This is a genomic window from Streptomyces sp. NPDC003011 (assembly GCF_053591515.1).
On sequence record NZ_JBSFTY010000007.1, the window covers coordinates 41,810 to 67,561 of the forward strand.

25 protein-coding genes and 1 riboswitch are annotated in these 25,752 nt (G+C 72.7%); of the genes, 17 read left to right on the forward strand and 8 right to left on the reverse strand.

Features of this window, described 5'->3' with window-relative positions; all coding sequences use genetic code 11:
* Positions 1–28: 28 nt before the first annotated feature.
* A complete protein-coding gene (locus ACWD0J_RS05430; protein WP_451494428.1) occupies positions 29–1,240 on the forward strand; it encodes a hypothetical protein in 1,212 nt (403 codons plus the stop codon).
* A 21-nt stretch (positions 1,241–1,261) separates the two neighbouring features.
* On the opposite strand, the gene ACWD0J_RS05435 is transcribed toward ACWD0J_RS05430, so the two are convergent.
* Complete coding sequence (locus tag ACWD0J_RS05435; RefSeq protein WP_451494429.1) at positions 1,262–1,474, reverse strand: hypothetical protein; 213 nt, start codon at positions 1,472–1,474, stop codon at positions 1,262–1,264.
* 227 nt (positions 1,475–1,701) lie between these two features.
* Here ACWD0J_RS05435 and ACWD0J_RS05440 point away from each other — a divergent pair, with 227 nt between their 5' ends.
* The 5 genes from ACWD0J_RS05440 (at position 1,702) to ACWD0J_RS05460 (ending at position 8,914) form a co-directional block, all read left to right on the forward strand.
* Positions 1,702–3,222, forward strand: a complete 1,521-nt coding sequence (locus tag ACWD0J_RS05440) for an aldehyde dehydrogenase family protein (RefSeq protein ID WP_451494430.1) — start codon at positions 1,702–1,704, stop codon at positions 3,220–3,222.
* A gap of 161 nt (positions 3,223–3,383) precedes the next feature.
* Positions 3,384–4,913 (forward strand): GMC family oxidoreductase, encoded by a 1,530-nt coding sequence (locus tag ACWD0J_RS05445; RefSeq protein WP_451494431.1) that lies wholly within the window; start codon positions 3,384–3,386, stop codon positions 4,911–4,913.
* Positions 4,913–6,019, forward strand: coding sequence for a quaternary amine ABC transporter ATP-binding protein (locus tag ACWD0J_RS05450; protein ID WP_451494432.1), 1,107 nt, complete (start codon positions 4,913–4,915; stop codon positions 6,017–6,019). Before ACWD0J_RS05445 ends, ACWD0J_RS05450 begins: the two co-directional genes overlap by 1 nt.
* A complete protein-coding gene (locus tag ACWD0J_RS05455; protein WP_451494433.1) occupies positions 6,019–7,965 on the forward strand; it encodes an ABC transporter permease in 1,947 nt (648 codons plus the stop codon). Before ACWD0J_RS05450 ends, ACWD0J_RS05455 begins: the two co-directional genes overlap by 1 nt.
* A gap of 1 nt (position 7,966) precedes the next feature.
* Positions 7,967–8,914, forward strand: a complete 948-nt coding sequence (locus tag ACWD0J_RS05460; protein ID WP_451494434.1) for an ABC transporter substrate-binding protein — start codon at positions 7,967–7,969, stop codon at positions 8,912–8,914.
* 6 nt (positions 8,915–8,920) lie between these two features.
* Here the strand turns inward: ACWD0J_RS05460 and ACWD0J_RS05465 are convergent, their stop codons facing one another.
* From ACWD0J_RS05465 to ACWD0J_RS05475, 3 genes are read right to left on the reverse strand one after another with little or no spacing between them, the layout of a single operon-like run.
* Positions 8,921–9,640 carry an isocitrate lyase/PEP mutase family protein gene (locus tag ACWD0J_RS05465; RefSeq protein WP_451494435.1) on the reverse strand — a complete coding sequence of 240 codons (720 nt, stop codon included), beginning with the start codon at positions 9,638–9,640 and terminating at the stop codon, positions 8,921–8,923.
* On the reverse strand, positions 9,637–10,113 hold the full coding sequence (locus ACWD0J_RS05470; protein ID WP_451494436.1) for a carboxymuconolactone decarboxylase family protein: 477 nt from the start codon (positions 10,111–10,113) through the stop codon (positions 9,637–9,639). The genes ACWD0J_RS05465 and ACWD0J_RS05470 overlap by 4 nt, the downstream gene beginning before the upstream one ends.
* Entirely contained in the window at positions 10,110–10,625 is a 516-nt protein-coding gene (locus ACWD0J_RS05475; protein ID WP_451494437.1) for a carboxymuconolactone decarboxylase family protein, read from the reverse strand. The genes ACWD0J_RS05470 and ACWD0J_RS05475 overlap by 4 nt, the downstream gene beginning before the upstream one ends.
* A gap of 47 nt (positions 10,626–10,672) precedes the next feature.
* Here ACWD0J_RS05475 and pdxR point away from each other — a divergent pair, with 47 nt between their 5' ends.
* The 3 genes from pdxR (at position 10,673) to ACWD0J_RS05490 (ending at position 13,839) form a co-directional block, all read left to right on the forward strand.
* Positions 10,673–12,115: a MocR-like pyridoxine biosynthesis transcription factor PdxR gene (pdxR, locus tag ACWD0J_RS05480; RefSeq protein WP_451494438.1), complete on the forward strand. Its 1,443-nt coding sequence runs from the start codon at positions 10,673–10,675 to the stop codon at positions 12,113–12,115.
* A 113-nt stretch (positions 12,116–12,228) separates the two neighbouring features.
* Positions 12,229–12,606 carry a hypothetical protein gene (locus tag ACWD0J_RS05485; protein ID WP_451494439.1) on the forward strand — a complete coding sequence of 126 codons (378 nt, stop codon included), beginning with the start codon at positions 12,229–12,231 and terminating at the stop codon, positions 12,604–12,606.
* Between the two features lie 48 nt (positions 12,607–12,654).
* On the forward strand, positions 12,655–13,839 hold the full coding sequence (locus ACWD0J_RS05490) for a glutathionylspermidine synthase family protein (RefSeq protein WP_451494440.1): 1,185 nt from the start codon (positions 12,655–12,657) through the stop codon (positions 13,837–13,839).
* Positions 13,840–13,882: 43 nt separating this feature from the next.
* On the opposite strand, the gene rocD is transcribed toward ACWD0J_RS05490, so the two are convergent.
* A complete protein-coding gene (gene rocD / locus ACWD0J_RS05495; protein ID WP_451494441.1) occupies positions 13,883–15,112 on the reverse strand; it encodes an ornithine--oxo-acid transaminase in 1,230 nt (409 codons plus the stop codon).
* A gap of 92 nt (positions 15,113–15,204) precedes the next feature.
* Positions 15,205–15,290, forward strand: a riboswitch (ZMP/ZTP riboswitch).
* 40 nt (positions 15,291–15,330) lie between these two features.
* Between rocD and ACWD0J_RS05500 the strand changes: the two genes are divergently transcribed.
* The 3 genes from ACWD0J_RS05500 (at position 15,331) to ACWD0J_RS05510 (ending at position 18,788) form a co-directional block, all read left to right on the forward strand.
* Positions 15,331–16,782, forward strand: coding sequence for a glycine hydroxymethyltransferase (locus tag ACWD0J_RS05500; RefSeq protein WP_451494442.1), 1,452 nt, complete (start codon positions 15,331–15,333; stop codon positions 16,780–16,782).
* A gap of 204 nt (positions 16,783–16,986) precedes the next feature.
* Positions 16,987–18,054, forward strand: coding sequence for a tryptophan--tRNA ligase (trpS, locus tag ACWD0J_RS05505; RefSeq protein ID WP_451494443.1), 1,068 nt, complete (start codon positions 16,987–16,989; stop codon positions 18,052–18,054).
* Between the two features lie 149 nt (positions 18,055–18,203).
* Complete coding sequence (locus tag ACWD0J_RS05510; RefSeq protein WP_451494444.1) at positions 18,204–18,788, forward strand: 2'-5' RNA ligase family protein; 585 nt, start codon at positions 18,204–18,206, stop codon at positions 18,786–18,788.
* A gap of 28 nt (positions 18,789–18,816) precedes the next feature.
* Here the strand turns inward: ACWD0J_RS05510 and ACWD0J_RS05515 are convergent, their stop codons facing one another.
* Both ACWD0J_RS05515 and ACWD0J_RS05520 read right to left on the reverse strand, forming a co-directional pair.
* On the reverse strand, positions 18,817–19,572 hold the full coding sequence (locus ACWD0J_RS05515; protein WP_451494445.1) for a decaprenylphospho-beta-D-erythro-pentofuranosid-2-ulose 2-reductase: 756 nt from the start codon (positions 19,570–19,572) through the stop codon (positions 18,817–18,819).
* A gap of 93 nt (positions 19,573–19,665) precedes the next feature.
* Entirely contained in the window at positions 19,666–21,021 is a 1,356-nt protein-coding gene (locus ACWD0J_RS05520; RefSeq protein ID WP_451494446.1) for an FAD-binding protein, read from the reverse strand.
* Positions 21,022–21,163: 142 nt separating this feature from the next.
* Here ACWD0J_RS05520 and ACWD0J_RS05525 point away from each other — a divergent pair, with 142 nt between their 5' ends.
* From ACWD0J_RS05525 to ACWD0J_RS05540, 4 genes are read left to right on the forward strand one after another with little or no spacing between them, the layout of a single operon-like run.
* On the forward strand, positions 21,164–21,673 hold the full coding sequence (locus ACWD0J_RS05525; RefSeq protein ID WP_451494447.1) for a phosphatase PAP2 family protein: 510 nt from the start codon (positions 21,164–21,166) through the stop codon (positions 21,671–21,673).
* Complete coding sequence (locus tag ACWD0J_RS05530; protein ID WP_451494448.1) at positions 21,666–22,658, forward strand: decaprenyl-phosphate phosphoribosyltransferase; 993 nt, start codon at positions 21,666–21,668, stop codon at positions 22,656–22,658. The genes ACWD0J_RS05525 and ACWD0J_RS05530 overlap by 8 nt, the downstream gene beginning before the upstream one ends.
* Complete coding sequence (locus tag ACWD0J_RS05535; protein ID WP_451494449.1) at positions 22,655–23,128, forward strand: GtrA family protein; 474 nt, start codon at positions 22,655–22,657, stop codon at positions 23,126–23,128. The genes ACWD0J_RS05530 and ACWD0J_RS05535 overlap by 4 nt, the downstream gene beginning before the upstream one ends.
* Entirely contained in the window at positions 23,116–24,042 is a 927-nt protein-coding gene (locus ACWD0J_RS05540; RefSeq protein ID WP_451494450.1) for a YihY/virulence factor BrkB family protein, read from the forward strand. Before ACWD0J_RS05535 ends, ACWD0J_RS05540 begins: the two co-directional genes overlap by 13 nt.
* Here ACWD0J_RS05540 and ACWD0J_RS05545 read toward each other — a convergent pair.
* The gene (locus ACWD0J_RS05545; protein WP_451494451.1) at positions 23,996–25,510 is read right to left on the reverse strand and encodes a D-alanyl-D-alanine carboxypeptidase; all 1,515 of its coding nucleotides are present in this window, start codon (positions 25,508–25,510) and stop codon (positions 23,996–23,998) included. The genes ACWD0J_RS05540 and ACWD0J_RS05545 overlap by 47 nt on opposite strands.
* Here ACWD0J_RS05545 and ACWD0J_RS05550 point away from each other — a divergent pair.
* Positions 25,449–25,688: an SCO4848 family membrane protein gene (locus ACWD0J_RS05550; protein ID WP_451494452.1), complete on the forward strand. Its 240-nt coding sequence runs from the start codon at positions 25,449–25,451 to the stop codon at positions 25,686–25,688. The two genes, ACWD0J_RS05545 and ACWD0J_RS05550, sit on opposite strands and share 62 nt — an antisense overlap.
* Positions 25,689–25,752: the final 64 nt, after the last annotated feature.

Below are 25,752 nucleotides of genomic sequence, written 5' to 3' on the forward strand. Positions count from 1 at the left end.
ATCCGAGCGCGGAACGGGGAGGGACGCGATGAGCGGGGGAGTGCGGTACTGGAACGAGGAGACCCAGCGCTGGGAGGACACCGACGGCACGGGTGACACGTCCGCGTCGGTCACCCCGCCCCCGCCGGCCCGACCGGCGTTCGCGCCGGGGGACGAAGGGGCGGCGGGTGGTCCGGCGGGTGGTCCGGCCGGTGGTGCCGGTGAGGTGTCGGCGAGCGGGCAGTCGGGTGCGGGTGCTGCGGGCGCAGGGGCGTCGAGCGCGGTGTCCGCGGAGGGTTCGTCCGCTGCCGCCCCCGCCGGCTGGCCAGGCGCCGGCGGGCACGGTGGCCGGCACGGGCCGGCGGCGACGGACACCGTGGGTTCCCCGGACGCCGGCGGGCCGGCGTGGTCGGCGACCGAGGTGACGGGGAACGGGTCGGCTTCGGCGGGGCAGGAGGCCGGCGCTCACGGTGCCTGGCCGCCCGCTCAGTGGCCCGGCGCTGCCTGGCCGCCCGCGGACCAGCCCCCCGCTCCCGCCCCGGCCCGGGGTATGAGCCGCCGGCTGGTGTGGTCGGTGCTGACCGGCGCGGCCGTCGTAGGGGTCGCCGTGAGCCTGGTGCTGACCCTGGTGGTCGGCAAGGACGACGAGGACAAGCCGTCGGCCGCGGCGAGCGGCTCCCCGTCGTCCCCGTCGGCCGGGGTCTCGCAGCAGACCGGCCCGTCGCCGACGCCCACCGGGCAGACGGTCTCCCCGTCCGTGCCGGCCCCCGAACTCCCCGCGGGCTACGAGTCGTACGAGGACACCGAGGGCTTTCGCATCGCGCGGCCCGCCGGCTGGTCGCGCACCACGGTGGAGTCCCAGTACGGCATCGCCGTGGTCAGCTACCGCAGCGCGGACGGCGAACGCCGGCTCCAGGTCTACCAGGTCGCGGAGGAGTCCCCGGACGCCTCCTTCGACCTGTACCTGTCCGACCGGACCCCGAAGCCGGACGGCTTCAGGCAGCTCTCCTTCAAGGACCTCGACGACGGCACGTTCACCGGCTCACGGCTGGAGTATCTGGCCGACAGCCTCAAGGGCGAACCGGACGTCGGCACCTGGCACGTGTACGACGAGCGGTTCGTGGCGGAGGACGGCAACATCTACGCCATAGCGGCCTACGGCCCCGACTCCGACGGCCGCGAGGACGAACTGGAACTGCTCACCACGGCGCTGGACCACTTCTGCCCGCCCTACGCCTGCGACCCGGCGGCGATCGACTGAGTCACGGCACCTCCCGTCACCTCACCTCACCTCACGCCAGGCCACGTCACGCACGACACGACCACGTCGTAGGTCCCCGCCCTTCGTCGGGGAGGCCGGCCCGGGGGAGTCGTCGACGGCCCGCTGGAGGCGTCCCGATCGCGGTGCCGGCCAGTGCCCTCGTCGCCCCGCCTGGCTGGCGATCTCGACGCTGCCGCCGTCCTCGCCGCCGCGCAGATCGGCCTTCACGGCCATGGCGTCACCTCCGGAGCGGGCTTCACCGGTGCTTCACCGGTGCCTCACGGACGCACCATCCCCCAGTGTGCGTTTTGCCCCGTTCGCCCGCATGCCCAGTGACACGGCGCACTTTCGGCCATGGGTTGCGCATGCAATCGACGGCCGAGGGAATGTGCTCCCGGTCCCGACGAGTGACCTCCGTGTGACACAGGGGCACTGAACAGGAACGGAAGGCAATGCCGATCATGGCGGACAGACTGGAACCGCAGGCGCGGAAGACCATCCACGCGGACGGGGAGTGGCTGGAAGCCGTCTCCGGCGCCACACGCGAGATCATCGACCCCGCGGACGCCCTGCCGTTCGCCGTGGTCGCGGAGGGCGACGAGAAGGACACCGACCGGGCGGTCGCGGCGGCCCGGAAGGCGTTCGACCACGGCGACTGGCCCCGCACCCCCGTCCTGGAACGCGCCGCACTGCTGCGGCGCGTCGCCGATCTCCTCGTACGCGACCGCGAAGAGCTCGGACTGCTGGAGAGCCGGGACGCGGGCAAGACCGTCGAGGAGGGCCGGGTCGACATCGACTGTGTCGCGGACGCCTTCCGCTACTTCGCCGACCTCGTCGCCGGCGAAGCGCCCGGCCGGGTCGTCGACGCGGGCTCGCCCGACATCCACAGCGTCGTCGTGCACGAGCCCGTCGGCGTGTGCGCGCTGATCACCCCCTGGAACTACCCCCTGCTCCAGGCCAGCTGGAAGATCGCCCCGGCGCTCGCGGCCGGCAACACCTTCGTGGTGAAGCCCAGTGAGATCACCCCCATGACGACGGTCGCCCTGATCGGTCTGCTGGCCGAGGCGGGCCTGCCCGCCGGAGCGGCGAACATCGTCACCGGCCCCGGCCACACGGTCGGAGCCCGCCTCGCCGAACACCCCGACGTGGACCTCGTCTCCTTCACCGGTGGCCTGGTCAGCGGCACGAAGGTCGCCCAGGCCGCCGCTGCGGGCGTCAAGAAGGTCGCCCTCGAACTCGGCGGCAAGAACCCCAACGTCGTCTTCGCCGACGCCTGCGCCACCGAGGAGGCCTTCGACACCGCCGTCGACCAGGCCCTCAACGCGGCCTTCATCCACAGCGGCCAGGTCTGCTCGGCGGGCGGCCGGCTCATCATCGAGGAGTCGGTCCGGGACCGCTTCGTCGCGGAGCTCGCCCGCAGGGCGGACCGGATCCGGCTCGGCCGCGGCACGGAGGACGGCGTCGAGTGCGGTCCGCTCGTCTCCGAGCAGCAGCGCGCCAAGGTGGAGGCGTACGTCGACTCCGCGCTCAAGGAGGGCGCGGTGCTGCGCTCCGGCGGCAAGCGCCCCGAGCCGTCACCGCAGCGGCCCGAGAACGGCTACTTCTACGAGCCGACCGTCCTCGACCACTGCCACCGCGAGATGAAGGTCGTACGGGAAGAGGTGTTCGGACCGGTCCTCACCGTCGAGACCTTCCGCACCGAGGACGAGGCCGTCGCCCTCGCCAACGACACCGAGTACGGGCTCGCGGGCGCCGTCTGGACCGCCGACGCGGGCCGGGCCCGCAGGGTCGCGGGGCGGCTGCGCCACGGCACCGTCTGGATCAACGACTTCCACCCCTACCTCCCGCAGGCGGAGTGGGGCGGCTTCGGCAGGAGCGGAGTCGGCCGCGAACTCGGCCCCGCCGGACTCGCCGAGTACCGCGAGACCAAGCACGTCTACCAGAACCTCGCGCCGAGGCCCGTCCGCTGGTTCGCCGGCTGACGCCTCCCCCCGCGCCGGCGACGGTCTCCCCGCGCCGGCTCAAGCCCTTTTCCCCGGTCGGCCCTGGCCGGCAGCTTCGCCCGTCCCCCGCCCGCAAGCCCTCGCCGGCTCCGGTCGCCACCCCCCAGCCGGTCCGGTCCTCAAGCCCCTGGAGCACCCCCATGCCCGAGAACCCCCAGGTCTACGACTATGTCGTCATCGGCGGCGGCACCGCAGGCTCCGTCATCGCCTCCCGCCTCACCGAGGACCCCGACGTCACCGTCGCCGTCATCGAGGGCGGCCCCAGCGACGTCGGCCGCGACGACGTGCTGACCCTGCGCCGCTGGATGGGCCTGCTCGGCGGCGAACTCGACTACGACTACCCCACCACCGAGCAGCCACGCGGGAATTCGCACATCCGGCACAGCCGCGCCCGCGTCCTGGGCGGATGCTCGTCCCACAACACCCTGATCGCCTTCAAGCCGCTGCCGTCCGACTGGGACGAGTGGGAACGGGCCGGTGCCGAGGGCTGGGGCGCGGTGCCCATGGAGGCGTACTACGCCCGGCTGAAGAACAACATCGTCCCGGTCGACGAGAAGGACCGCAACGCCATCGCCCGCGACTTCGTCGACGCCGCGCGCACGGCACTGGACGTCCCCCGGATCGAGGGCTTCAACACGAAGCCGTTCGACGACGGCGTCGGCTTCTTCGACCTCGCCTACCACCCGGAGACCAACAAGCGCTCGTCGGCGTCGGTGGCGTACCTGCACCCGGTGATGGACGAGCGGCCCAACCTCCATCTGCTGCTGGAGACCTGGGCGTACCGGCTGGAGCTGGACGGCACCCGCGCCGAGGGCGTCCACGTGCGCACCAAGGACGGTCAGGAGATCCTGGTCCGGGCCCGCAACGAGGTCCTGCTGTGCGCCGGCGCGGTCGACTCGCCCCGCCTGCTGCTGCACTCCGGCATCGGCCCGAAGGCCGACCTGGAGGCGCTCGGCATCCCGGTCGTGCTCGACCTGCCGGGCGTCGGCGAGAACCTGCTCGACCACCCCGAGTCGGTGATCGTGTGGGAGACCGACGGCCCGATCCCCGAGAACTCCGCGATGGACTCCGACGCGGGCCTGTTCGTGCGCCGCGACCCCGGACACGCGGGCCCCGACCTGATGTTCCACTTCTACCAGATCCCGTTCACGGACAACCCGGAGCGCCTCGGCTACGAACGCCCGCCGTACGGCGTCTCGATGACCCCGAACATCCCCAAGCCGAAGAGCCGCGGGCGCCTGTACCTGACCAGCGCCGACCCGTCGGTCAAGCCCGCCCTGGACTTCCGCTACTTCACGGACGAGGACGACTACGACGCCCGTACCCTCGTCGACGGCATCAGGATCGCCCGTGAGATCGCCGCCACCGAGCCGCTCGCCGGCTGGCTCAGGCGCGAGGTGGCCCCCGGTCCGCACGTCACGGGCGACGAGGAGCTGAGCGAGTACGCCCGCAAGGTCGCGCACACCGTGTACCACCCGGCGGGGACCTGCCGGATGGGTGCCGCCGACGACGGGCTGGCCGTCGTGGATCCCGAGTTGAGGATCCGCGGACTGGACGGCATCCGCGTCGCCGACGCGTCCGTCTTCCCGACCATGACGGCGGTGAATCCGATGATCGGGGTGCTGATGGTCGGGGAGAAGGCCGTCGACCTGATGCGAGGTGGTGCGTGATGAGTACGACTACGACTACGACTACGACTACGGGTACCGGTACGGGTACATCCGCGAGCCCGGACACGACTCCCGTCTTCTCCGTCGACGGCCTGTGGAAGGTCTTCGGCCCCAAGGCCGACAGCGTCCCCGCCGACCCGGAGCTGGCCGCCCTCGCCCCCGCCGAGCTGCGCGCCCGCACCGGCTGCACGGCCGCCGTGCAGGACGTCTCCTTCGACGTGCGCAAGGGGGAGGTCTTCGTCGTCATGGGGCTGTCCGGCTCCGGCAAGTCCACGCTGGTGCGCTGTCTGACCCGGCTGATCGAACCGACCGCCGGCACGATCGTCATCGACGGTGAGGACGTGCGCTCCATGGACCGGTCCCGGCTGCGCGAACTGCGCCGCCACCGCGCCGCGATGGTCTTCCAGCACTTCGGTCTGCTCCCGCACCGCACGGTCCTCGACAACGTGGCCTACGGCCTGGAGATCCAGGGCCTCGGCAGGTCCGAGCGGCGCGAGCGGGCCGCCCAGGTCGTCAGGAAGGTCGGCCTGGAGGGCATGGAGCAGCGCAGGCCCGGCCAGCTGTCCGGCGGCCAGCGGCAGCGCGTCGGCCTGGCCCGCGCGCTCGCCGTGGACCCCGAGGTGCTGCTGTTCGACGAGCCGTTCAGCGCGCTCGACCCGCTGATCCGGCGCGACATGCAGGAGGAGGTCGTGCGGCTGCACCGCGAGGAGGGCCGCACGATGGTGTTCATCACCCACGACCTCAACGAGGCACTGAAACTCGGCGACCGCATCGCGCTGATGCGCGACGGCCGGGTGGTGCAGCTGGGCACTCCGGAGGAGATCGTGGGCTCCCCGGCCGACGACTACGTCCGCGAGTTCGTCCGCGACGTCCCGCGCGAGCAGGTCATGACGGTCCGCAGGGCCATGCGCGCCGGCGAGTGCGGCGGCCCCGGCCACCCGGGCGCGCTCGCCGCCGACGCGGTGGTCGCGGAAGCGATCAAGGTGGTCGCCGAGAGCCACCGGCCCGCGTGTGTCGTGGAGGACGGCCGGTGTCTGGGGGTCGTCGATCACGAACGGCTCCTGGACGTCGTGGCCGGAACGGAGCTCCACCAGGAGGCGGTCTGATGGCAACGGTCACCGCTCCCGTCCCCCGCGTCTCCCTCCCCGGTGTCCTCAAGCACCGCGCGGTCGCCAAGCTCGCCCTGCTGGCCCTGGCCGCCGCGGTACTCGTCCCGCTGGCGAACGCCCGCTGGGCGAGCGGCAGCTGGCCCGCCGCGCTCACCGTCGACCTCACCGAGCCGCTGTCCAGGACCAGCGACTGGATCATCGACAACCGCGACAGCCACCCGCTGTTCCTCTACTTCTTCGGCTACGTCAGCAACGCGGTCGTGCTCTCCGTACGCGCCGTGTACCTGGTGCTGCTCGGCATCGGCTGGGCCGGGGTCACCGCCGTCGCCGGGCTGGTCGCCTGGCGGGCCGCCGGGATCAGGATGGCCCTCGGCACCGGTGCCGCGTTCCTGGCCTGCGGCCTGCTCGGCATGTGGGTGCCGACCATGCAGACCCTCGCCCTGATGGTCGTGGCCGTGCTCGCGTCGGTCGTCGTGGGCGCCCTGCTGGGTCTGGCCGCCGGGCTGTCCGACCGGATGGACCGGATCCTGCGGCCGGTCCTGGACACCATGCAGGTGCTGCCCGCGTTCGCCTACCTCCTCCCGGTGGTCCTGGTCTTCGGCATCGGCGTCCCCGCGGCCGTCCTCGCCACCGTCGTCTACGCCGCCCCGCCGATGGCGCGCCTGACCGCGCTCGGCCTGCGCGGCGCCGACAAGGAGGTGCTGGAGGCGGTCGAGTCGCTCGGCTCCACCGCCCGCCAGCGGCTGCTGACCGCCCGTGTCCCGCTGGCCCGCAAGGAACTCCTGCTCGGCCTCAACCAGACGATCATGATGGCGCTGTCCATGGCGGTCATCGCGTCGGTGATCGGCGCGGGCGGCCTCGGTGACCGCGTCTACCAGGCGCTGGCCTCGGTCGACGTGGGCGCCGCGCTCGCCGCCGGGATCCCGATCGTGCTCCTCGCCGTCGTCCTGGACCGGATCACCGGCGCGGCGGGAGACCACACCGCCCGGTCCGAGGGCCCGCGGCGCGCGGGATGGGCGTACGCGCTCGTCGCCGCCGTCGCCGTAGCGGTGGCCGGACGGCTGGCGGGCCGGCTCGACTGGCCCGACGCGTGGACGCTGAACATCGCCGAGCCGGTCAACCGGGCCGTCGACTGGATGACCGCGCACCTGTACTCCGGCGTCCCGGTCGTGGGCGGCACCGCCGACTGGGCGGGCCACTTCACCACCTGGGTCCTCGACCCGGTCCGGGACGGCCTGCAGGGGCTGCCCTGGTGGTCGGTGCTGCTGATCGTCGCCACCCTCGCCTGGCTGATCGGCACCTGGCGCACCGCGCTCACCGCCGTCCTCGCGATGGCCGCGATCGGTGTGCTCGGCGTCTGGAAGCCGTCCCTGGACACGCTGTCCCAGGTGCTGGCGGCGGTCGCCGTCACCCTCGTCCTGGGCTTCGCGACCGGCATCGCGGCGGCCCGCAGCGAGCGCTTCGAGCGGGTGCTGCGGCCCGTCCTGGACGTCTGCCAGACCATGCCGCAGTTCGTGTACCTGATCCCGGTCGTCGCCCTGTTCGGCGTCGGCCGCGCCCCGGCCGTGGCCGCCGCCGTGGTCTACGCGCTGCCCGCCGTCGTCCGCATCACCACCCAGGGGCTGCGTCAGGTCGACCCGGCCGCCATGGAGTCGGCGCGCTCCCTCGGCGCCACCAGCGGCCAGCAGCTGCGGCAGGTCCAGCTCCCGCTCGCCCGCCCCGCCCTGCTGCTCGCCGTCAACCAGGGCGTCGTCCTGGTCCTCGCCGTCGTCATCATCGGCGGCCTGGTCGGCGGCGGCGCGCTCGGCTACGACGTCGTCTTCGGCCTCGCCCAGGGCGACCTGGCGACCGGTCTGGTGGCCGGCGCGGCGATCGTCTGCCTCGGCCTGATGCTCGACCGGGTGACCCAGCCGACCGAACGCCGCCCGACGAAGGGAGCCTGACATGCGCGTCCGTACGACTGCCGTGGGGGGCGCGCTGTTGCTGCTGACCGGGTGCGGCGCCGCCGACATGACCCGGCAGGCCTCGCCGTTCGCGGGCGCCCAGGGTGCGAAGACCGTGACCCTGTCCACCCAGTCCTGGGTGGGCGCGCAGGCCAACGTCGCCGTCGCCCAGTACCTCCTGGAGCACGAACTCGGCTACCGCGTCGACACCGTCCAGGTCGACGAGGTGCCCGCCTGGGACGCGCTCAGCCAGGGCCGGGTCGACGCGATCCTGGAGGACTGGGGCCACCCGGAGCAGGAACAGCGTTACGTCCGGGACAAGAAGACGATCACACCGGGCGGCGACCTCGGCGTGACCGGGCACATCGGCTGGTACGTCCCCACGTACTTCGCCGAGCAGCACCCGGACGTGACCGACTGGAAGAACCTCGACAAGTACGCGGACCGGTTCCGCACCGCGGAGAGCGGCGGCAAGGGCCAGCTGATGGACGGCTCGCCCTCCTACGTCACCAACGACCAGGCGCTGGTGAAGAACCTGAAGCTGGACTACCAGGTCGTCTTCGCCGGGTCGGAGGCCGCCCAGATCACGCAGATGAAGCAGTTCGCGAAGGAGAAGAAGCCCTTCCTCACGTACTGGTACTCCCCGCAGTGGCTCTTCGAGAAGGTCCCCATGACCGAGGTGAAGCTGCCCGCCTACAAGGAGGGCTGCGACGCCGACCCGGAGAAGGTCGCCTGCGCCTATCCGCACACCCCGCTGCAGAAGTACCTCAACACGGACTTCGCGAAGAGCGGCGGCAAGGCGGCGGCCCTCCTGAAGAAGTTCAGGTGGACGACCGAGGACCAGAACGAGGTCTCCCTGATGATCGCCGACCAGAAGCTGTCACCGGAGGAGGCGGCGAAGAAGTGGGCGGACGGCCACGAGTCCACCTGGAAGTCGTGGCTGTCCTGATCCCGGCTACGTCAGTCCCGCGGCGATCTCCCTGAGGGCCGCCGTGGCCCGGCGCTGCAACCACGGCCCGAACGTGACGCGGGTGGCCCCGAGTTCACCGAGCGCGGTGGGCGAGGGGCCCTCGCCGTCCAGCGTGGCGAACATGTTCAGCGGACCCTGGATCCCGGACCGCAGCAACGGCAGTACGGCCGTCGGGGCGCCGATCGGATAGACGCAGTCGGCGCCCGCGGCGACGTACAGCGCGGCCCGCTCGATGGCCTGTGCGGGATCGGTGACGCCCCGGACGAAGGTGTCGATCCGCGCGTTCACGAAGAGCCGGTCGGCCGCCGCGGAGCGCACCTCGGCGAGCCAGTCGGCGTGGGCCCGCGCGTCCTTGAGGACGCCCCCGGCGGAGTCCTCCAGGTTGCAGCCCACGGCACCCGCCTCCCACAGCCGCTCGACCAGCTCCTTCGGCGGCAGGCCGTACCCGCCCTCCACATCGGCCGACACGGGTACGTCCACCGCCCGGGTGATCCGGGCGACCGCCGCGAACATCTCGTCGGCCGGGGTCTGCCCGTCCGCGTACCCGAGGGAGGCGGCGACGCCCGCGCTGGGCGTGGCGAGCGCCGGGAACCCCGCCTCCACGCACGCCCGGGCACTGGCCGCGTCCCAGGGGCCGGGCAGGACGAGCGGGTCGTCGGGAACCCGGCCGTGGTGCAGCGCGCGAAACGTGTCGACCTTGCTCATGGTGTGTAACCCCCTGGCGGGATCCGGCGCGCGACCATCACCCGGTTCCAGTTGTCGATGGCGACGATCAGGCCGGTCAGATGGGCCAGTTCGCCCTCGTCGAAGTGCCGGGCGGCCCGCTCGTACACGGCGTCCGGCACGAAGCCCGCCCCGGAGCCGAAGGCCTGGGAGGTCGCCCCGGTCAGGAGGGTCACCGCCTCCGTCAGCGCGAGCGCGGCCCGTTCCCGCTCGTCGTAGACGTCCTCGGCCTCCGCCCAGGCGCTCAGCAGGCCGAGCTGCCGCTCGCTCACCCCGTGCGCGCGGGCGGTCGTGAGGTGCGGGTCGAGACAGAACGCGCAGTGGTTGAGCTGCGACGCCCGGATCACCACCAGCTCGGCGAGGGCGGGATCGCCGAGCCCCTGCTTCGCGGCGGCGCTGAGGGCGGACATGGCCTGTCCGACGGCGGGGTCGAGGTGCCGTGTCCGCGGGGTCACGTGTACTGCCCCGGCTCGTAGTGGCCGGGCACGAGCCGGCAGGTCACCCCGAACCGGTTCCACGCGTTGATCACCGTGATCGCGGCGATCAGCCGGGCCAGCTCGGGCTCCTCGAAGTGCCGGGCGGCCCGCTCGTACACGGCGTCCGGCACGAAGCCCTCCGTCAGGACGGTCACCGCCTCCGTCAGCGCCAGCGCCGCCAGCTCCTTCTCGGTGTAGAAGTGCTCCGACTCCTCCCAGGCGCTGAGCTGGATGATCCGCTCGACGCTCTCGCCGCCCGCGAGCGCGTCCTTGCTGTGCATGTCGACGCAGAGCGCACAGCGGTTGATCTGCGAGGCGCGGATCTTCACCAGCTCCAGCAGCTTCGGGTCGAGGCCCTCGCGGGCGGCCGCGTCCAGCCGGAGCATCGCCTTGAAGACCTCGGGGGCGTGCTCGGTCCAGTTGAGCCGGGGGGTGTGTGCGGGGGCGTACTCCGCGGGCGCCGTGGCGGTGTCGCTGTTCGTCGTCGTCATGTCCTCGACCCTAGGAGCGAAGCTGCCCAAGGGTATGGTCCACTTCCATGCGGAAATCCTGGGCCACTCTGGGGGTCGACCTCCATCTCGAACCGGCCGGTCCGGGCCTGCGCCGGGGTCTGACCGACGCCCTGCGCGAGGCCGTCCGCACCGGCCGCCTCGCCCCCGGCACCCGGCTGCCCTCCTCCCGCGCGCTCGCCGCCGACCTGGGCATCGCCCGCAACACGGTCGCCGAGGCCTACGCCGACCTGGTCGCCGAGGGCCGGCTCACCGCCCGGCAGGGCTCCGGCACGAGCGTGGCGACGGGGCCGCCTGCCACCCCTCTCGGGCAGGGGGACGGTCCGGTGACCCGTCCGTCCGCCGGCCCGGCACCCGGCGGACGGACACCGTCCCGTCCGGCGTACGACCTCGTCCCCGGCACCCCGGACCTGTCCGCCTTCCCCCGCACGGCCTGGCTCAAGGCGTCCCGCCGCGCGCTGGCGGTCGCCCCGTACGACGCCCTCGGCTACGGCGATCCGCGCGGCCGGGTGGAACTGCGCACCGCCCTGGCCGGCTACCTGGCGCGGGTTCGCGGGGTGCGCACGCATCCGGACGGCATCGTCATCTGCTCCGGCTTCGCGCACGGGCTGATGCTGCTCGGCCAGGTGCTGCGGGAACGCGGGCTGACCACCCTGGCCGTGGAGTCGTACGGCCTCGACGCGCACTGGCGGCTGCTGGCGCGCGCCGGACTGCGGACGGTGCCGCTGGGGCTCGACGAACTCGGCACACGCGTCGAGGAGCTGGGCGCCGAGGAGCGGGCCGTACTGCTGACGCCCGCCCACCAGTTCCCGATGGGCGGCGCCCTGCACCCCGACCGGCGGGCCGCGGTGACGGACTGGGCGCGGCGCGGCGGGCTGATCGTCGAGGACGACTACGACGGGGAGTTCCGCTACGACCGCCGGCCGGTGGGCGCCCTCCAGGGCCTCGACCCCGACCACGTCGTCTACCTGGGCACCGCCAGCAAGTCACTGGCCCCGGGCCTGCGTCTGGGCTGGATGGTCGTGCCGCCGTCGCTCGCCCCCGAGGTCGTCGCGGCCAAGGGCGGCGTGGACTGGTCGTGCGGGGTGCTGGACCAGCTGACCCTGGCCGAGTTCATCACCTCCGGCGCCTACGACCGGCACGTCCGGTCGGCCCGCCTGCACTACCGGCGGCGCCGGGACGCGCTGGTGGCCGCACTCGCGCGGCGGGCCCCGCACATCCACGCCACCGGTATCGCGGCCGGCCTGCACGTGGTGCTGCGGCTCCCGCCGGGCACCGAACCGGCGGCGCTGCGGGCGGCGGCATGGCAGGGACTGGCCGTGCACGGACTGCACCGCTACCGGCATCCCGAGGCGGCCGTGGAGCGGCGGGACGCCCTGGTGGTGGGCTACGGAACCCCGCCGGACCACGCGTGGTTCGCGGCACTGGACGCGCTGTGCGCGGCGCTTCCCGAGCCGCCGGCCGCTCCCTAGGCACAGAGGATCAACGGCGGCCCGCCCGCGCGCCCTCTCCCGCCGATCTCTAAGATGACCGCCGGACATCGACACGGGCCGTGCACCGGGCCCGGCAACGGGGGGACACGAACATGGCGGACGCACGTCGGCGACTTCGCTCGGGCACGGTCGCGCTGGGCGGCGTCGGACTGCTCGCCGCGGCCCTGACGGCCTGCTCCTCGGACCCCGACAAGCGCTGCGTCGACCGCGACAGCTACACCCTCGCCAAGGGCTACCGGGTCGTCGCCGACAAGAACTGCACGTCCACCACCAGCGTCGACGGCGCCTACTACTACGGCGGCAAGAAGAAGGGCGGCTGGATCAAGAACGGCTCCTTCACCAAGTCGGGCAAGGGATCCGGCGGTTCGAGCGGCGGCGGCAGCGGCGGCAGCGGTGTCGACCGCGGCGGCCTCGGCAGCGGCGGTGACGGCGGTGACGGCGGCAGCGGCGGCAAGAGCTCCGGCGGCTGACAGGCCGCCCGCTCCGAAGACCCGCCCCCACCCCCTCAGGAACCCCGCATGCAGCGTCACACCATCGAGCCCCGCCCCGGCTGGCAGCGGACCGTCGAGGAACAGGGCCTGGTCTACCCGCTCACCCGCCACCCCGACGACTCGCTGCGCCCCTACTGGGACGAGAGCGCGTACTACGCCTTCACGCTCCCCGAGGTGGAGGCGCTGGAGGAGGTCGTGGAGGAACTCCACCGCATGTGCCTGGCCGCGGCCGGGCACATCGTCGCCGAGAACCGCTTCGCCGACCTCGGCATCACCGACCCGCGCGTGGCCGAGGCGGTCGCCGAGGCCTGGCACCGCCGCGCCGAACTCCCGTCCCTCTACGGCCGTTTCGACCTCCGCTACGACGGCACCGGCCCGGCGAAGCTGCTGGAGTACAACGCCGACACCCCGACGTCCCTCGTCGAGGCCGCCTCACCCCAGTGGTTCTGGATGGAGGAACGCTTCCCCGGCGCCGACCAGTGGAACTCCCTCCACGAACGCCTGGTCGCCGCCTGGAAGAGACAGGCCGCCCTCCTCCCGCCCGGCAGCCCCCTCCACTTCGCGCACTCCTCGGCCGACGCGCTCGGCGAGGACCTCATGACGGTCGCCTACCTCAAGGAGACCGCGGAGCAAGCCGGCCTGGACACCGACTGGATCTCCCTGGAGGAGATCGGCTGGGACCCGCTGTCCGGACGCTTCGTCGACAACCGGCTCCGCTTCATCCGCAGCTGTTTCAAGCTCTACCCCTGGGAGTGGCTCACCACCGACCGCTTCGCCAACCACGTCCTGGGCACCCTCGACAACGGCGGCGGCACCGGGACGACGATGTGGATCGAGCCGGCCTGGAAGATGCTGCTCAGCAACAAGGCCCTGCTCGCCGTCCTGTGGGAACTCCACCCCGGCCACCCCCACCTCCTCCCCGCCCACCTCGACGGCCCCCGCGACCTGGCGGCGACGACCGGGTACGTCGCCAAGCCCCTGCTGGGCCGCGAGGGCGCCGGGGTCACGGTCCACGAGCCCGGCGCCGCGCCCGTCGTACGGGAAGAGGCCTGCTGCTACCAGGAGCTGGCACCCCTTCCCGACTTCGACGGCAACCGCGTGGTCCTCGGCGCCTGGGTCGTCGACGGCGAGCCGGCGGGCCTCGGCATCCGCGAGTCCGCCGGCCTGATCACGGACGAGTACGCCCGTTTCCTGCCGCACGTGATCCGCTGAGGGCGCGGCCCGAGCGGAAGCCTCCGGGCGGCGCGCCCTCGCCTCACCGGCCCCCCGCCCCGGCCTCCCGCACATCCAGGACGGCACGCAGCTGTTCCAGTCCCCAGTCCAGGTCCTCCTCGGAGACGACCAGGGGCGGCGCGATCCGGAGCGTCGGCCCCCGCGTGTCCTTCACCAGCACCCCCCTCTCCATCAGCCTCTCGGACACCTCCCGGCCGGTGCCGTACTCCGCAGCGATGTCGACGCCCGCCCACAGCCCGCGCCCACGCACCGCCGTCAGCCGGCCCGTCCCGGCCAGCACCCGCAGCTCCCGCAGCAGACGGCCGCCGAGCTCCGCGGCCCGCGCCTGGTACTCGCCCGACCGCAGCATCGCGATCACCTCCAGCGCCACCGCACAGGCCAGCGGATTCCCGCCGAACGTCGACCCGTGCTCCCCGGGCCGGAACACGCCGAGCACCTCGGCGCCCGCCACCACCGCCGACACCGGCACGACCCCGCCTCCGAGCGCCTTCCCGAGCACATACACGTCCGGCACCACCCCCTCGTGCTCACACGCGAACGTCCGTCCCGTGCGCCCCAGCCCCGACTGGATCTCGTCCGCCACGAACAGCACGTTCCGCTCGCGCGTCAGCTCCCGGACCCCCGCCAGGTAGCCGGCCGGGGGCACCAGCACGCCCGCCTCCCCCTGGATCGGTTCGAGCAGCACGGCGACCGTGTTGTCGTTCACCGCCGCCCGCATCGCCGTCAGATCCCCGTACGGCACGATCACGAAGCCCGGCGTGTACGGCCCGAAGTCCGCCCGCGCCTCCGGATCGGTGGAGAAGCTGATGACGGTCGTCGTCCGGCCGTGGAAGTTGCCCCCCGCGACCACGATCTCCGCCCTCTCCGCCGGCACCCCCTTGACGCGGTATCCCCACTTCCGGGCCGTCTTCACGGCCGCCTCCACCGCCTCCGCGCCGGTGTTCATCGGCAGCACCATCTCCATGCCGCACAGCGCGGCGAGCTCGGAGCAGAACGCTGCGAACCGGTCGTGGTGGAACGCCCGGGACGTCAGCGTCACCCGCTCCAGCTGCGCCTGTGCCGCCGCCACGAGCCGGCGGTTGCCGTGGCCGAAGTTCAGCGCCGAGTAACCCGCCAGCAGATCCAGATACCGCCGCCCCTCCACGTCCGTCATCCACGCGCCGTCGGCCGTGGCGACCACCACCGGCAGCGGATGGTAGGTGTGCGCGCTGTGGGCGTCCGCCGCGGCGATGAGCGCTTCCGTCGTGGTCACGAGACCTCCCGGGGTCAGGCTGCCCTCCCTTCCTATCGTCGCTCGCATGGTGGACGCGGGACCTCGGCCCGGTGAGGCGCCCGGTAGGGTGACCGGCAGGCCGTGACTGGCGCGCTGGGATGGGACGGACCATCGGGGAGCGGCCTGTGGACGAGTGCCGTGCGCCTGGGCCGACCGTGAACCGTGACCGTTTCAAGCCACGCCGCCCGGAGGCCGCCATGTCAGAGCAGCAGCCCCTCTCCCACGAGTCCACCGCGTTCCGCGCGGCCCTCGACGTGATCCGCGCCGTCGAACCGCGGGTCGCCGACGCCATCGGCCAGGAGGTCGCCGACCAGCGCGAGATGCTCAAGCTGATCGCCTCCGAGAACTACGCCTCCCCGGCCACCCTCCTGGCGATGGGCAACTGGTTCAGCGACAAGTACGCCGAGGGCACCATCGGCCGCCGCTTCTACGCCGGCTGCCGCAACGTCGACACGGTCGAGTCCCTCGCCGCCGAACACGCCCGCGAGCTCTTCGGCGCCCGGCACGCCTACGTCCAGCCGCACTCCGGCATCGACGCCAACCTCGTCGCCTTCTGGTCCGTCCTCGCCGCCCGCGTCGAGGCCCCCGCCCTGGAGAAGGCAGGCGTCCGCCAGATCAACGACCTCTCCGACGCCGACTGGGCCGAGCTCCGCCAGGCTTTCGGCAACCAGCGCATGCTCGGCATGTCCCTGGACGCCGGCGGCCACCTCACCCACGGCTTCCGCCCGAACATCTCCGGCAAGATGTTCGACCAGCGCTCCTACGGCACCGACCCCGCGACGGGCCTGATCGACTACGACGCACTGCGCGTGTCGGCCCGCGAGTTCAAGCCGCTCATCATCGTCGCCGGCTACTCCGCCTACCCCCGTCTCGTGAACTTCCGCATCATGCGCGAGATCGCCGACGAGGTGGGAGCGACCCTGATGGTGGACATGGCGCACTTCGCCGGCCTGGTCGCGGGCAAGGTGCTGACCGGCGACTTCGACCCGGTCCCGCACGCCCAGATCGTCACCACCACCACCCACAAGTCGCTGCGCGGCCCCCGTGGCGGCATGGTGCTGTGCGACGACTCCCTCAAGGACCAGGTCGACCGCGGCTGCCCGATGGTCCTCGGCGGCCCGCTCCCGCACGTCATGGCCGCCAAGGCAGTCGCCCTCGCCGAAGCCCGCCGGCCCTCCTTCCAGGACTACGCCCAGCGCATCGTCGACAACTCCCGCGCCCTCGCCGAGGGCCTGATGCGCCGCGGCGCCACCCTCGTCACCGGCGGCACCGACAACCACCTCAACCTGATCGACGTCGCCTCCTCCTACGGCCTCACCGGCCGCCAGGCCGAGGCCGCCCTGCTCGACTCGGGCATCGTCACCAACCGCAACGCCATCCCCGCCGACCCCAACGGCGCCTGGTACACCTCTGGTATCCGCATCGGTACGCCCGCCCTGACCACCCGGGGTCTCGGAACCGCCGAGATGGACGAGGTCGCCGGCCTCATCGACCGCGTCCTGACCAGCACGGAGCCCGGCACCACCGGCAAGGGCGCTCCGTCCAAGGCCCAGCACATCCTCGACCCGAAGATCGCGGACGAGATCTCCCGCCGCGCCACCGACCTGGTCGCCGGCTTCCCGCTGTACCCGGAGATCGACCTCGGCTGACCCGCCCGGCCGATGCCCTGACCCGCGCCTGCGGCGCGGGTCACCGATCGAGCGGCTCCCGGCGTGCTCCTCCCGCGGCGGTCCGGCACCCGGCCGGGCCGCCGCGCGGCGTATCAGCCGTGGAGCCGGATCGGTTCCCGCCCGTGTCCAGCCCGTTCCCGACCAGTTCCGGACCGGTCCCCGGGACCTGAGACAATGGTGAGCATGGCTTCTGACCGCCCACCCGTCGCCCACGACCGCCCTCAGGGGAACGGCTCCGCCGTGCAGCGCCGTCCGCGTGTGCTCTCCGGGATCCAGCCCACCGCAGGCTCGTTCCACCTCGGCAACTACCTCGGCGCCGTCCGCCAGTGGGTGGCCCTGCAGGAGTCCCACGACGCGTTCTACATGGTCGTCGACCTGCACGCGATCACGGTCCCGCAGGACCCCGCCGACCTGCGCGCGAACACCCGCCTGGCCGCCGCGCAGCTCCTCGCGGCCGGTCTCGACCCGGAGCGCTGCACGCTCTTCGTCCAGAGCCATGTCCCCGAGCACGCCCAGCTCGCCTGGGTCATGAACTGCCTCACCGGTTTCGGCGAGGCCTCCCGCATGACCCAGTTCAAGGACAAGTCCGCCCGGCAGGGCGCCGACCGTGCCAGCGTCGGCCTGTTCACGTACCCGATCCTCCAGGTCGCGGACATCCTGCTGTACCGGGCCAACGAGGTCCCGGTGGGTGAGGACCAGCGTCAGCACATCGAGCTGACCCGCGACCTCGCCGAGCGGTTCAACGGCCGCTTCGGCGCCACCTTCACCGTCCCGAAGCCGTACATCCTGCGGGAGACGGCGAAGATCTACGACCTCCAGGACCCGTCGATCAAGATGAGCAAGTCGGCGTCCACGCCGAAGGGCCTGATCAACCTGCTCGACGAGCCCAGGGCGACCGCGAAGAAGATCAAGAGCGCGGTCACCGACACGGACACCGTGATCCGGTACGACGTGGCGGACAAGCCGGGGGTGAGCAACCTGCTCACGATCTACTCGACGCTCACCGGGGCGGGTATCACCGAACTGGAGGAGAAGTACGCCGGCAAGGGCTACGGTGCGCTCAAGACGGACCTCGCGGAGGTCATGGTCGAGTTCGTGACGCCGTTCCGGGAGCGCACCCAGCAGTACCTGGACGACCCGGAGACGCTGGACTCGATCCTGGCCGAGGGCGCGGAGAAGGCACGCGCCGTCGCCGCGGAGACGCTGTCGCAGGCCTACGAGCGGGTCGGATTCCTGCCCGCCAAGCACTGAGGATCAGCGCGCGGACGTATCACCGGGCAGAGCGCTGCACATCACTACGACTGCGCCTGCCCAGAGCACAGCTGTGGCCGTACAGTCGATAGCCGGACGGCTGAGAACAAACCGGCACAGGACCAAGCCGACACGACGAAGGAGACGACGTGGGGACCGTAACGATCGGCGTGTCGATCGCGGTCCCGGAGCCCCACGGCAGCCTGCTCCAGGAGCGGCGCGCGGGCTTCGGCGACGCCGCGGCTCACGGCATCCCCACCCACGTCACGCTGCTGCCGCCGACCGAGGTCGAGGCGGCGCTGCTGCCCGCGATCGAGGCGCATCTCGCGGAGGTCGCGGAGGCCGGGCGCGCCTTCCCGATGCGGCTGTCCGGCACCGGGACCTTCCGGCCGCTGTCGCCCGTCGTCTACGTCCAGGTGGCCGAGGGAGCCGAGGCCTGCACCTGGCTGCAGAAGCAGGTCCGGGACGCCTCCGGCCCCGTGGCCCGCGAACTGCAGTTCCCCTACCACCCGCATGTCACGGTGGCGCACGGCATCGACGACGAGGCCATGGACCGCGCCTTCGAGGAGCTCGCCGACTACGAGGCCCAGTGGCCCTGCACGGGCTTCGGGCTCTACGAACAGGGCGCCGACGGCGTGTGGCGCAAGCTCCGCGAGTTCACCTTCGCGAGCCCGGTCGTCCCCCCGCAGGCGGCTCGCCCGGAGCACGGCTCCCTGCCCACCCGCCGACGGTGACCACGGGTGACGGCGGCTGCACCTGTGGTCACAGCGGCAGCCGCCGGAACACCGCCCGCGGCAGGTGCCGCAGCGCCGACATCACCACCCGGAGCGTGCCCGGCACCCACACCGTCTCCGAGCGCCGCCGCAGCCCCAGCTCGACGGCCGCCGCGACGGCCTCCGGGGTCGTCGCCAGCGGCGCCTCCGGCAGACCCGCGGTCATCTTCGACCGGACGAACCCGGGGCGTACGACCATGACCTGCACGCCGGTGCCGTACAGCGCGTCGCCCAGGCCCTGCGCGAAGACGTCCAGGCCGGCCTTGCTGGAGCCGTAGATGAAGTTGGCGCGGCGGGCCCGCTCGCCGGCCACCGAGGAGAGCACGACGAGCGAACCGTGCCCCTGCGCCTGCAACGCGCGCGCGGCGACCAGCCCCGCCGACACCGCTCCCGTGTAGTTGGTCTGCGCGACGCGCACCGCGGCCACCGGGTCGCGCTCGTCGTGCGCCTGGTCGCCGAGGATCCCGAAGGCGAGCAGGACCATGTCGATGTCACCCTCGGCGAACACCTTGCCGAGCACGGCGTCGTGGGAGTCGGGGTCGAGGGCGTCGAAGGCGACGGTGCGCACGTCCGCCCCCAGGTCGCGCAGTTCGGCGGCGGCCGTCTCCAGGGCGGGCGTCGGGCGCCCGGCCAGCCACACCGTGCGGGTGCGGCGGGCGATCAGGCGGCGCGCGGTGGCCAGCGCGATCTCCGACGTACCGCCGAGGACGAGCAGGGACTGGGGAATGCCGAAGGCGTCCTTCACGACAGCTCCTTGAGATTGCCTGATGGCCCAGGGGTGAGACGGCCTGGAGGGTGAGACGGCCTGGAGGGTGAGACGGCCTGGAGGGGAAACGGCCTAGAGGGAGAGGCGGCGGGACAGGTCCGACGTGAACACCGCGCGCGGGTCCAGCTCCGCGCGCAGCGCGCGGAAGTCGTCCAGTCGCGGATACATCGCGGTGAGCAGTTCGGGCCGCAGCCGGGAGTCCTTGGCGAGGTAGACCCGCCCGCCGGCCGCGGCCACCTCCTCGTCCAGTTCGTCGAGGAAGGAGCCGAGGCCGGGCAGTCCCGCCGGGATGTCGAGGGCCAGCGTCCAGCCCGGCACGGGAAAGGACAGCCAGCCCGGATCGCCGTCCCCGAAGCGCTTGAGGACGGCGAGGAAGGACGGGCACCGGCGCTCGGAGATCCGGCGCACGATCCGGCGTACGGCGTCCTCCTGGCCGTAGCCGACGACGAACTGGTACTGCACGAAGCCGCCGCGGCCGTAGATCCGGTTCCAGTGGGGGACGCCGTCGAGGGGGTGGAAGAAGGTGGAGATCCGCTGGAGTTCGCCGGTCCGCGCGCGGGGGGCCTTGCGGTACCAGAGCTCGTTGAAGAGGCCCACGGTCGTCCGGCTGAGCAGGCCCTCCGGGAGGAAGGCGGGGGCGGCCGGGAGGCGGGAGGGGCGGAAGGCCAGCGGCTGTCTGCGCGCGCGGGTGCCCTCGGGCAGCGCCTCCAGGGGCGCGTGGTCGCCGCGGGTCAGCACCGCGCGGCCCGTCGCCGTACCGCGCGCCAGCAGGTCGATCCAGGCGACCGAGTAGCGGTAGTGGTGGTCGGTGGCCGTCAGACGCCCCATCAGGTCGTCGAGGTCGCGCGCGCGCTCCGTGTCGACGGACATCAGCGAGGTCTCGACCGGCTGGAGCCGGACCGTCGCGGTCAGGATGACGCCGGTCAGGCCCATGCCGCCGGCCGTCGCGTCGAACAGGGGCGTGCCGCGGCCGACCGTGCGGATCTCGCCGTCGGCGGTGAGCAGTTCCAGCGACAGGACGTGCCGGGAGAACGAGCCCGACACGTGGTGGTTCTTGCCGTGGATGTCCGCGCCGATCGCGCCGCCGACCGTGACATAGCGGGTGCCGGGCGTCACCGGCACGAACCAGCCCAGCGGCAGCAGGACCTCCATCAGCCGGTGCAGGGAGACGCCCGCGTCGCACAGCACCGTCCCGCCGTCGACGTCGATCGCGTGGACGCGGTCCAGGCCCGTCATGTCGAGCACCGTGCCGCCGGCGTTCTGCGCCGCGTCCCCGTACGCCCGCCCCAGGCCTCTGGGGATGCCCCCGCGGGCCCCGCAGCCCCGGACGGCGGCGGCGGCCTCCTCGTACGTCCGTGGGCGGATCAGACGGGCGGCGGTGGGGGCGGTGCGGCCCCAGCCGGTGACGGAAACGGTGTCGGCAGGCATATCGCTGACCGTATCGTCCAGTGGTGAGCGATCAGTTATGAAACATCCGAAACATCAATCCCCTCCCCGAAATGGGTGATTAATGGGATGTCGCTCAATATTGCCGGAGTTATGGCGGTGCGGGCGTGAACAGTGGGTCCCCATGGACGATCTCGACGACTTGGACCACCGCATCCTCACGGCGCTCCACGCCCAGGGTGGCCACCCACGCGTCGCCGGTGCCGCGCGCGCCCTGTCCTGGGCGGGCGAACACGGTGCGCTCTGGCTCGCGGCGGGCCTCGCGGGAGCCGCCGTGGACGGTGCGCGACGCGGCGCCTGGCTGCGCGGCACCGCGCTCACCGCGGGCGCGCACCTGGCCAGCATGGGCGTGAAACGAGTCGTGCGCCGCCCGCGCCCGGCGCACGTCGCGCCCCTGGTGCGCACCGCGGGCCGGCACTCCTTCCCCAGCTCCCACGCGACCTCCGCCGTGGCCGCCGCCGTCGCCTTCGGCGCGCTGGGCGCGCACGTCGTCCCGCCGCTCGCCGCCGCGATGTGCCTGTCCCGCCTGGTCGTCGGCGTGCACTACCCGTCGGACGTGGCGGCGGGCGCGGCCCTCGGAGCGCTCACGGCACGCGTCGGCGCGCGCTGGATGAGAGGGGGCGCTCATGACTGAGACCGCGCCCATGACGGGCAGCGCGCCCACCCGCGAGGCGGCGCTGCTGGAACAGCGCACGCCCCCTCGGCCGGCCCCGCCGCCCTCCAAGGGCACCCTCCTCGGAGGTCTCCCCGGCGGCCTCCTCAGGACCGCGCGCCCCCGGCAGTGGGTCAAGAACGTCCTGGTCGTCGCCGCCCCGGCCGCCGCCGGCCAGCTCTTCTCCCGGCACGCCCTGACCCAACTCGCGCTGGTCTTCCTCCTCTTCACCGCCTGCGCCGCCGCCGTCTACCTGGTCAACGACGCCCGGGACGCCGACGCCGACCGCGCCCACCCGACCAAGCGCCACCGCCCGGTCGCCGCCGGCCAGGTCCCCGTACCGGTCGCGTACGCCGTCGGAGCCGTCCTGGGCGTCCTCGCGCCGGTCGCCGCGGCCTGGCTGGTCTCACCGGCCGTCGCCGCGCTGCTGACGGCGTACCTGGGCATGCAGCTGGCGTACTGCGTCAGCCTCAAGCACGTCCTGGTCGTCGACCTGGTCGTCGTCACGACCGGGTTCCTGATGCGGGCCATGGTCGGCGGGCTGGCGCTCGGCATCCCGCTGTCGCGCTGGTTCCTGATCACGACCGGATTCGGGGCGCTGTTCATGGTGTCGGCCAAGCGCTACTCCGAAGCCGTGCACCTGGCCGAGAAGGCCGGCGCCACCCGCGCGTTGCTCACCGAGTACACCGCCGGCTACCTGCGCTTCGTGTGGCAGCTCGCGGCCGGGGTCGCCGTCCTCGGCTACTGCCTGTGGGCCCTGGAGGAGGGCGGCGTGCCGCACACCAGCGTGCTGCCCTGGCGGCAGCTGTCCGTGGTGGCCTTCATCCTCGCGATCCTCAGGTACGCCGTCTTCGCCGACCGCGGCACCGCCGGCGAACCCGAGGACGTCGTCCTGCGCGACCGCGCGCTCGCCCTGATCGGCCTGGTGTGGCTCGCGATGTACGGTCTGGCGGTGGCCAATTGGTGACCACGCGCGCGTGGACCCGCCGTAAGGAACGGGCGGGCCCCCGCGCGCGGGTGAGCCGGCGCGAACTGCTCGGCTTCGCCGCGGCCGGTCTCCTCGCCTACGCCGTCGACCTCGCCCTCTTCACCTGGCTGCGCGGCCCGGCCGGTCTCGGCCCGCTCACCGCCAAGGCGCTGTCCTTCGTCGCGGGCTGCTCGGTGGCGTACGCGGGCAACGCGCTCGGGACGTACCGCCGGCAGCGCGGCCCGCGAGGGCGCCAGTACGCCGTCTTCCTCGCCGTGAACGTCGCCGGGGCCCTCGTCCAGCTCCTGTGCCTGACCGTCAGCCACTACGGTCTCGGTCTCACCTCACCGCGCGCGGACATCGTCTCCGGCGCGGGAATCGGCATGGCCCTGGCCACCGTTCTGAGATTCTGGGGCACCAGGACATTGGTCTTCCGTGCCGAGGGCAGAGTCGGGTCATGGACTGGCTGAAGAAGCTCCCCGTCGTCGGGCCGCTGGTGACGCGCCTGTCGGCCACGCACGCGTGGCGGTCGTTCGAACGGCTGGACCGGGTGAAGTGGACCCGGCTGGCCGCCGCGATGACGTTCACCAGCTTCGTGGCGCTGTTCCCCCTGCTCACCGTGGCCGCCACGATCGGCGCCGCCACGCTCAGCACCGAGCAGGAGAACGAGCTCCAGGACAAGATCACCGAGCAGGTGCCCGGCATCTCCGACCAGCTCGACATCGGCGCCCTGGCCCAGAACGCCGGCGCCATCGGGCTCATCGCCGGCGCCGCCCTGCTGTTCACCGGCATCGGCTGGGCCGGCTCGACGCGCGAGTGCCTGCGCGCGGTGTGGGAACTGCCCGACGACGAGGAGAACCCGGTCCTGCGCAAGGCCAAGGACCTGGGCATCCTCGTCGGGCTCGGCGGCGCCGTCCTCGTCACGCTCGCCGCCTCCACCGTGGCCTCCGCCATGGTCGGCTGGATCACCGACCGGCTCGGCATCGACGAGGCCGGCTGGGGCAGCGTCCTGCTGCGGACCGCCGCGTTCGTCGTCGCCGTACTCGCCGACTTCCTGCTGCTCCTGTACGTGCTGACCCTGCTGCCCGGCGTCGAGCCGAAGCGCCGCCGGCTGGCCGTGGCCGCGCTGACCGGCGCGATCGGTTTCGAGCTGCTGAAGCTGCTGCTGAGCGGCTATATGCAGGGGGTGGCCGCGAAGAGCATGTACGGCGCGTTCGGCGTGCCCGTCGCCCTGCTGCTGTGGATCAACTTCACGTCGAAGCTGGTGCTGTTCTGCGCCGCGTGGACGGCGACGCAGAGCAAGAACCAAGACCCCGACGACCCCGGCGCCACCGGCGTCAACGGCGGCGGCGTACCAGATCCGGCAGCGGCCATCGGCGGTTGACCAGGAACGCGGCGCCCGCGAGCAGCACCAGCACGCCGCCGGTGACCGCCAGCGCGATCCCCATGCCGCCGGAGCCGCCCTCGGCCGTGGCGCTCGCCACCGGCTTCGACGCGTCGTCGGCCTCCGTGCCGCCGACGGTCGCGCCCCCGGCCTCCCCGGAGGGGTCGGCCCCCGGCTGGGCGCTCGCCCGCGCGGCGCTCTTCGGCGGCACCAGCTCACCCACCGGCTCGACCTTGCCGGCCGCCTTGAAGCCCCAGTCGAAGAGCTTCGCGGTCTCCTTGTAGACCTCGTTGGCCTCGTCCTTCTCCGGGTTCATCACCGTGACGAGCAGCACCTTGCCGCCCCGCTCGGCGACCCCGGTGAAGGTGGCGCCCGCGTTGGTGGTGTTGCCGTTCTTGACGCCCGCGATGCCCTGGTAGACGGAGAGGTCGGAGTCCCCGGTCAGCAGCCTGTTGGTGTTCTGGATCTCGAAGGAGCCGCGGGTCGTCTTCCCCTTCTTGTTCTTCGTCGTGCTGCCCGGGAACTTCGCGCTGACCGTCGAGCAGTACTCGCGGAAGTCCTTCTTCTGCAGCCCGGAGCGGGCGATCAGGCTCAGGTCGTACGCGGAGGAGACCTGGCCGGGGGCGTCGTAGCCGTCGGGGCTGACCGCGTGCGTGTCGAGGGCCTGGAGCTCCTCGGCGTGCGCGTTCATCTGCCGGACGGTGGAGCCGACGCCGTCGTTCATCGCCGCCAGCACGTGCACGGCGTCGTTGCCGGAGCGCAGGAAGACGCCGAGCCACAGGTCGTGGACCGTGTACGTCTCGCCCTCCTTTATCCCGACGGTGCTGGAGCCGGAACCGACGCCGGCCAGGTCGGAGGGGACCACCTTGTGCGTGTCGGTCTTCGCGAACTTCGGCAGGACCGTGTCCGCGAACAGCATCTTCAGGGTGCTCGCCGGGGGCAGCCGCCAGTGCGCGTTGTGCGCGGCGAGCACGTCACCGGACTCCGCGTCGGAGACGATCCACGACCGCGCGGTCAGCTCCTTCGGCAGCACCGGCACCCCGCTCGCCAGATTGACCTGCGTCCCGGGCCGGCCCAGGCGCTCACCGCCGACGGTCGACATGTTCGCCGGGGGAGTCGCCGACGGGCTCGCCGACGGCTTTCCCGACGGACCGTCCGACGCGTTCGGTTCCGACGTACTCGGTGACGGGCTCCCCGAGGTGCTCGGTGACGGTCCGGGCGCGGCGTGCGAGAGGGGTGCGGTCAGCGCGAGGGACGACAGGACGGCGGTGGTGACCAGCAGGGATCGCCTGGCGGTCTTCGTGGGTGCGGGCACGGTGAGGAACGTACATGGCACACGGCGTGAAGTCCCGCCGCCCTCCTCACCCCGCACACGGAACCGGACACCGGACGGCGATACTGGACGCATGAAGCTCAGCCGCCCCGTCTCCTGGTTCCTGCTCGCCTTCGGGGTGTGGAGCTGGGTCATCTGGGTCACTTTCGTCAAAAACCTGATCAAGGACAGCAGCGGGCTGGCGTTCGACGACGGCCAGCCGACGGCGTACTTCTGGGTGCATCTGACGCTCGCCGTCGTCTCCTTCGTATTGGGGACGGTCGTCGGGGGCATCGGGTTGCGCGGCGTCCGCGCATTGCGCCGGACGTCATAGCCGGCCGGTCCGGCGCACAGACCGCACTCACCCCACCCACTCACCGCCCGACCGCCGACAACGG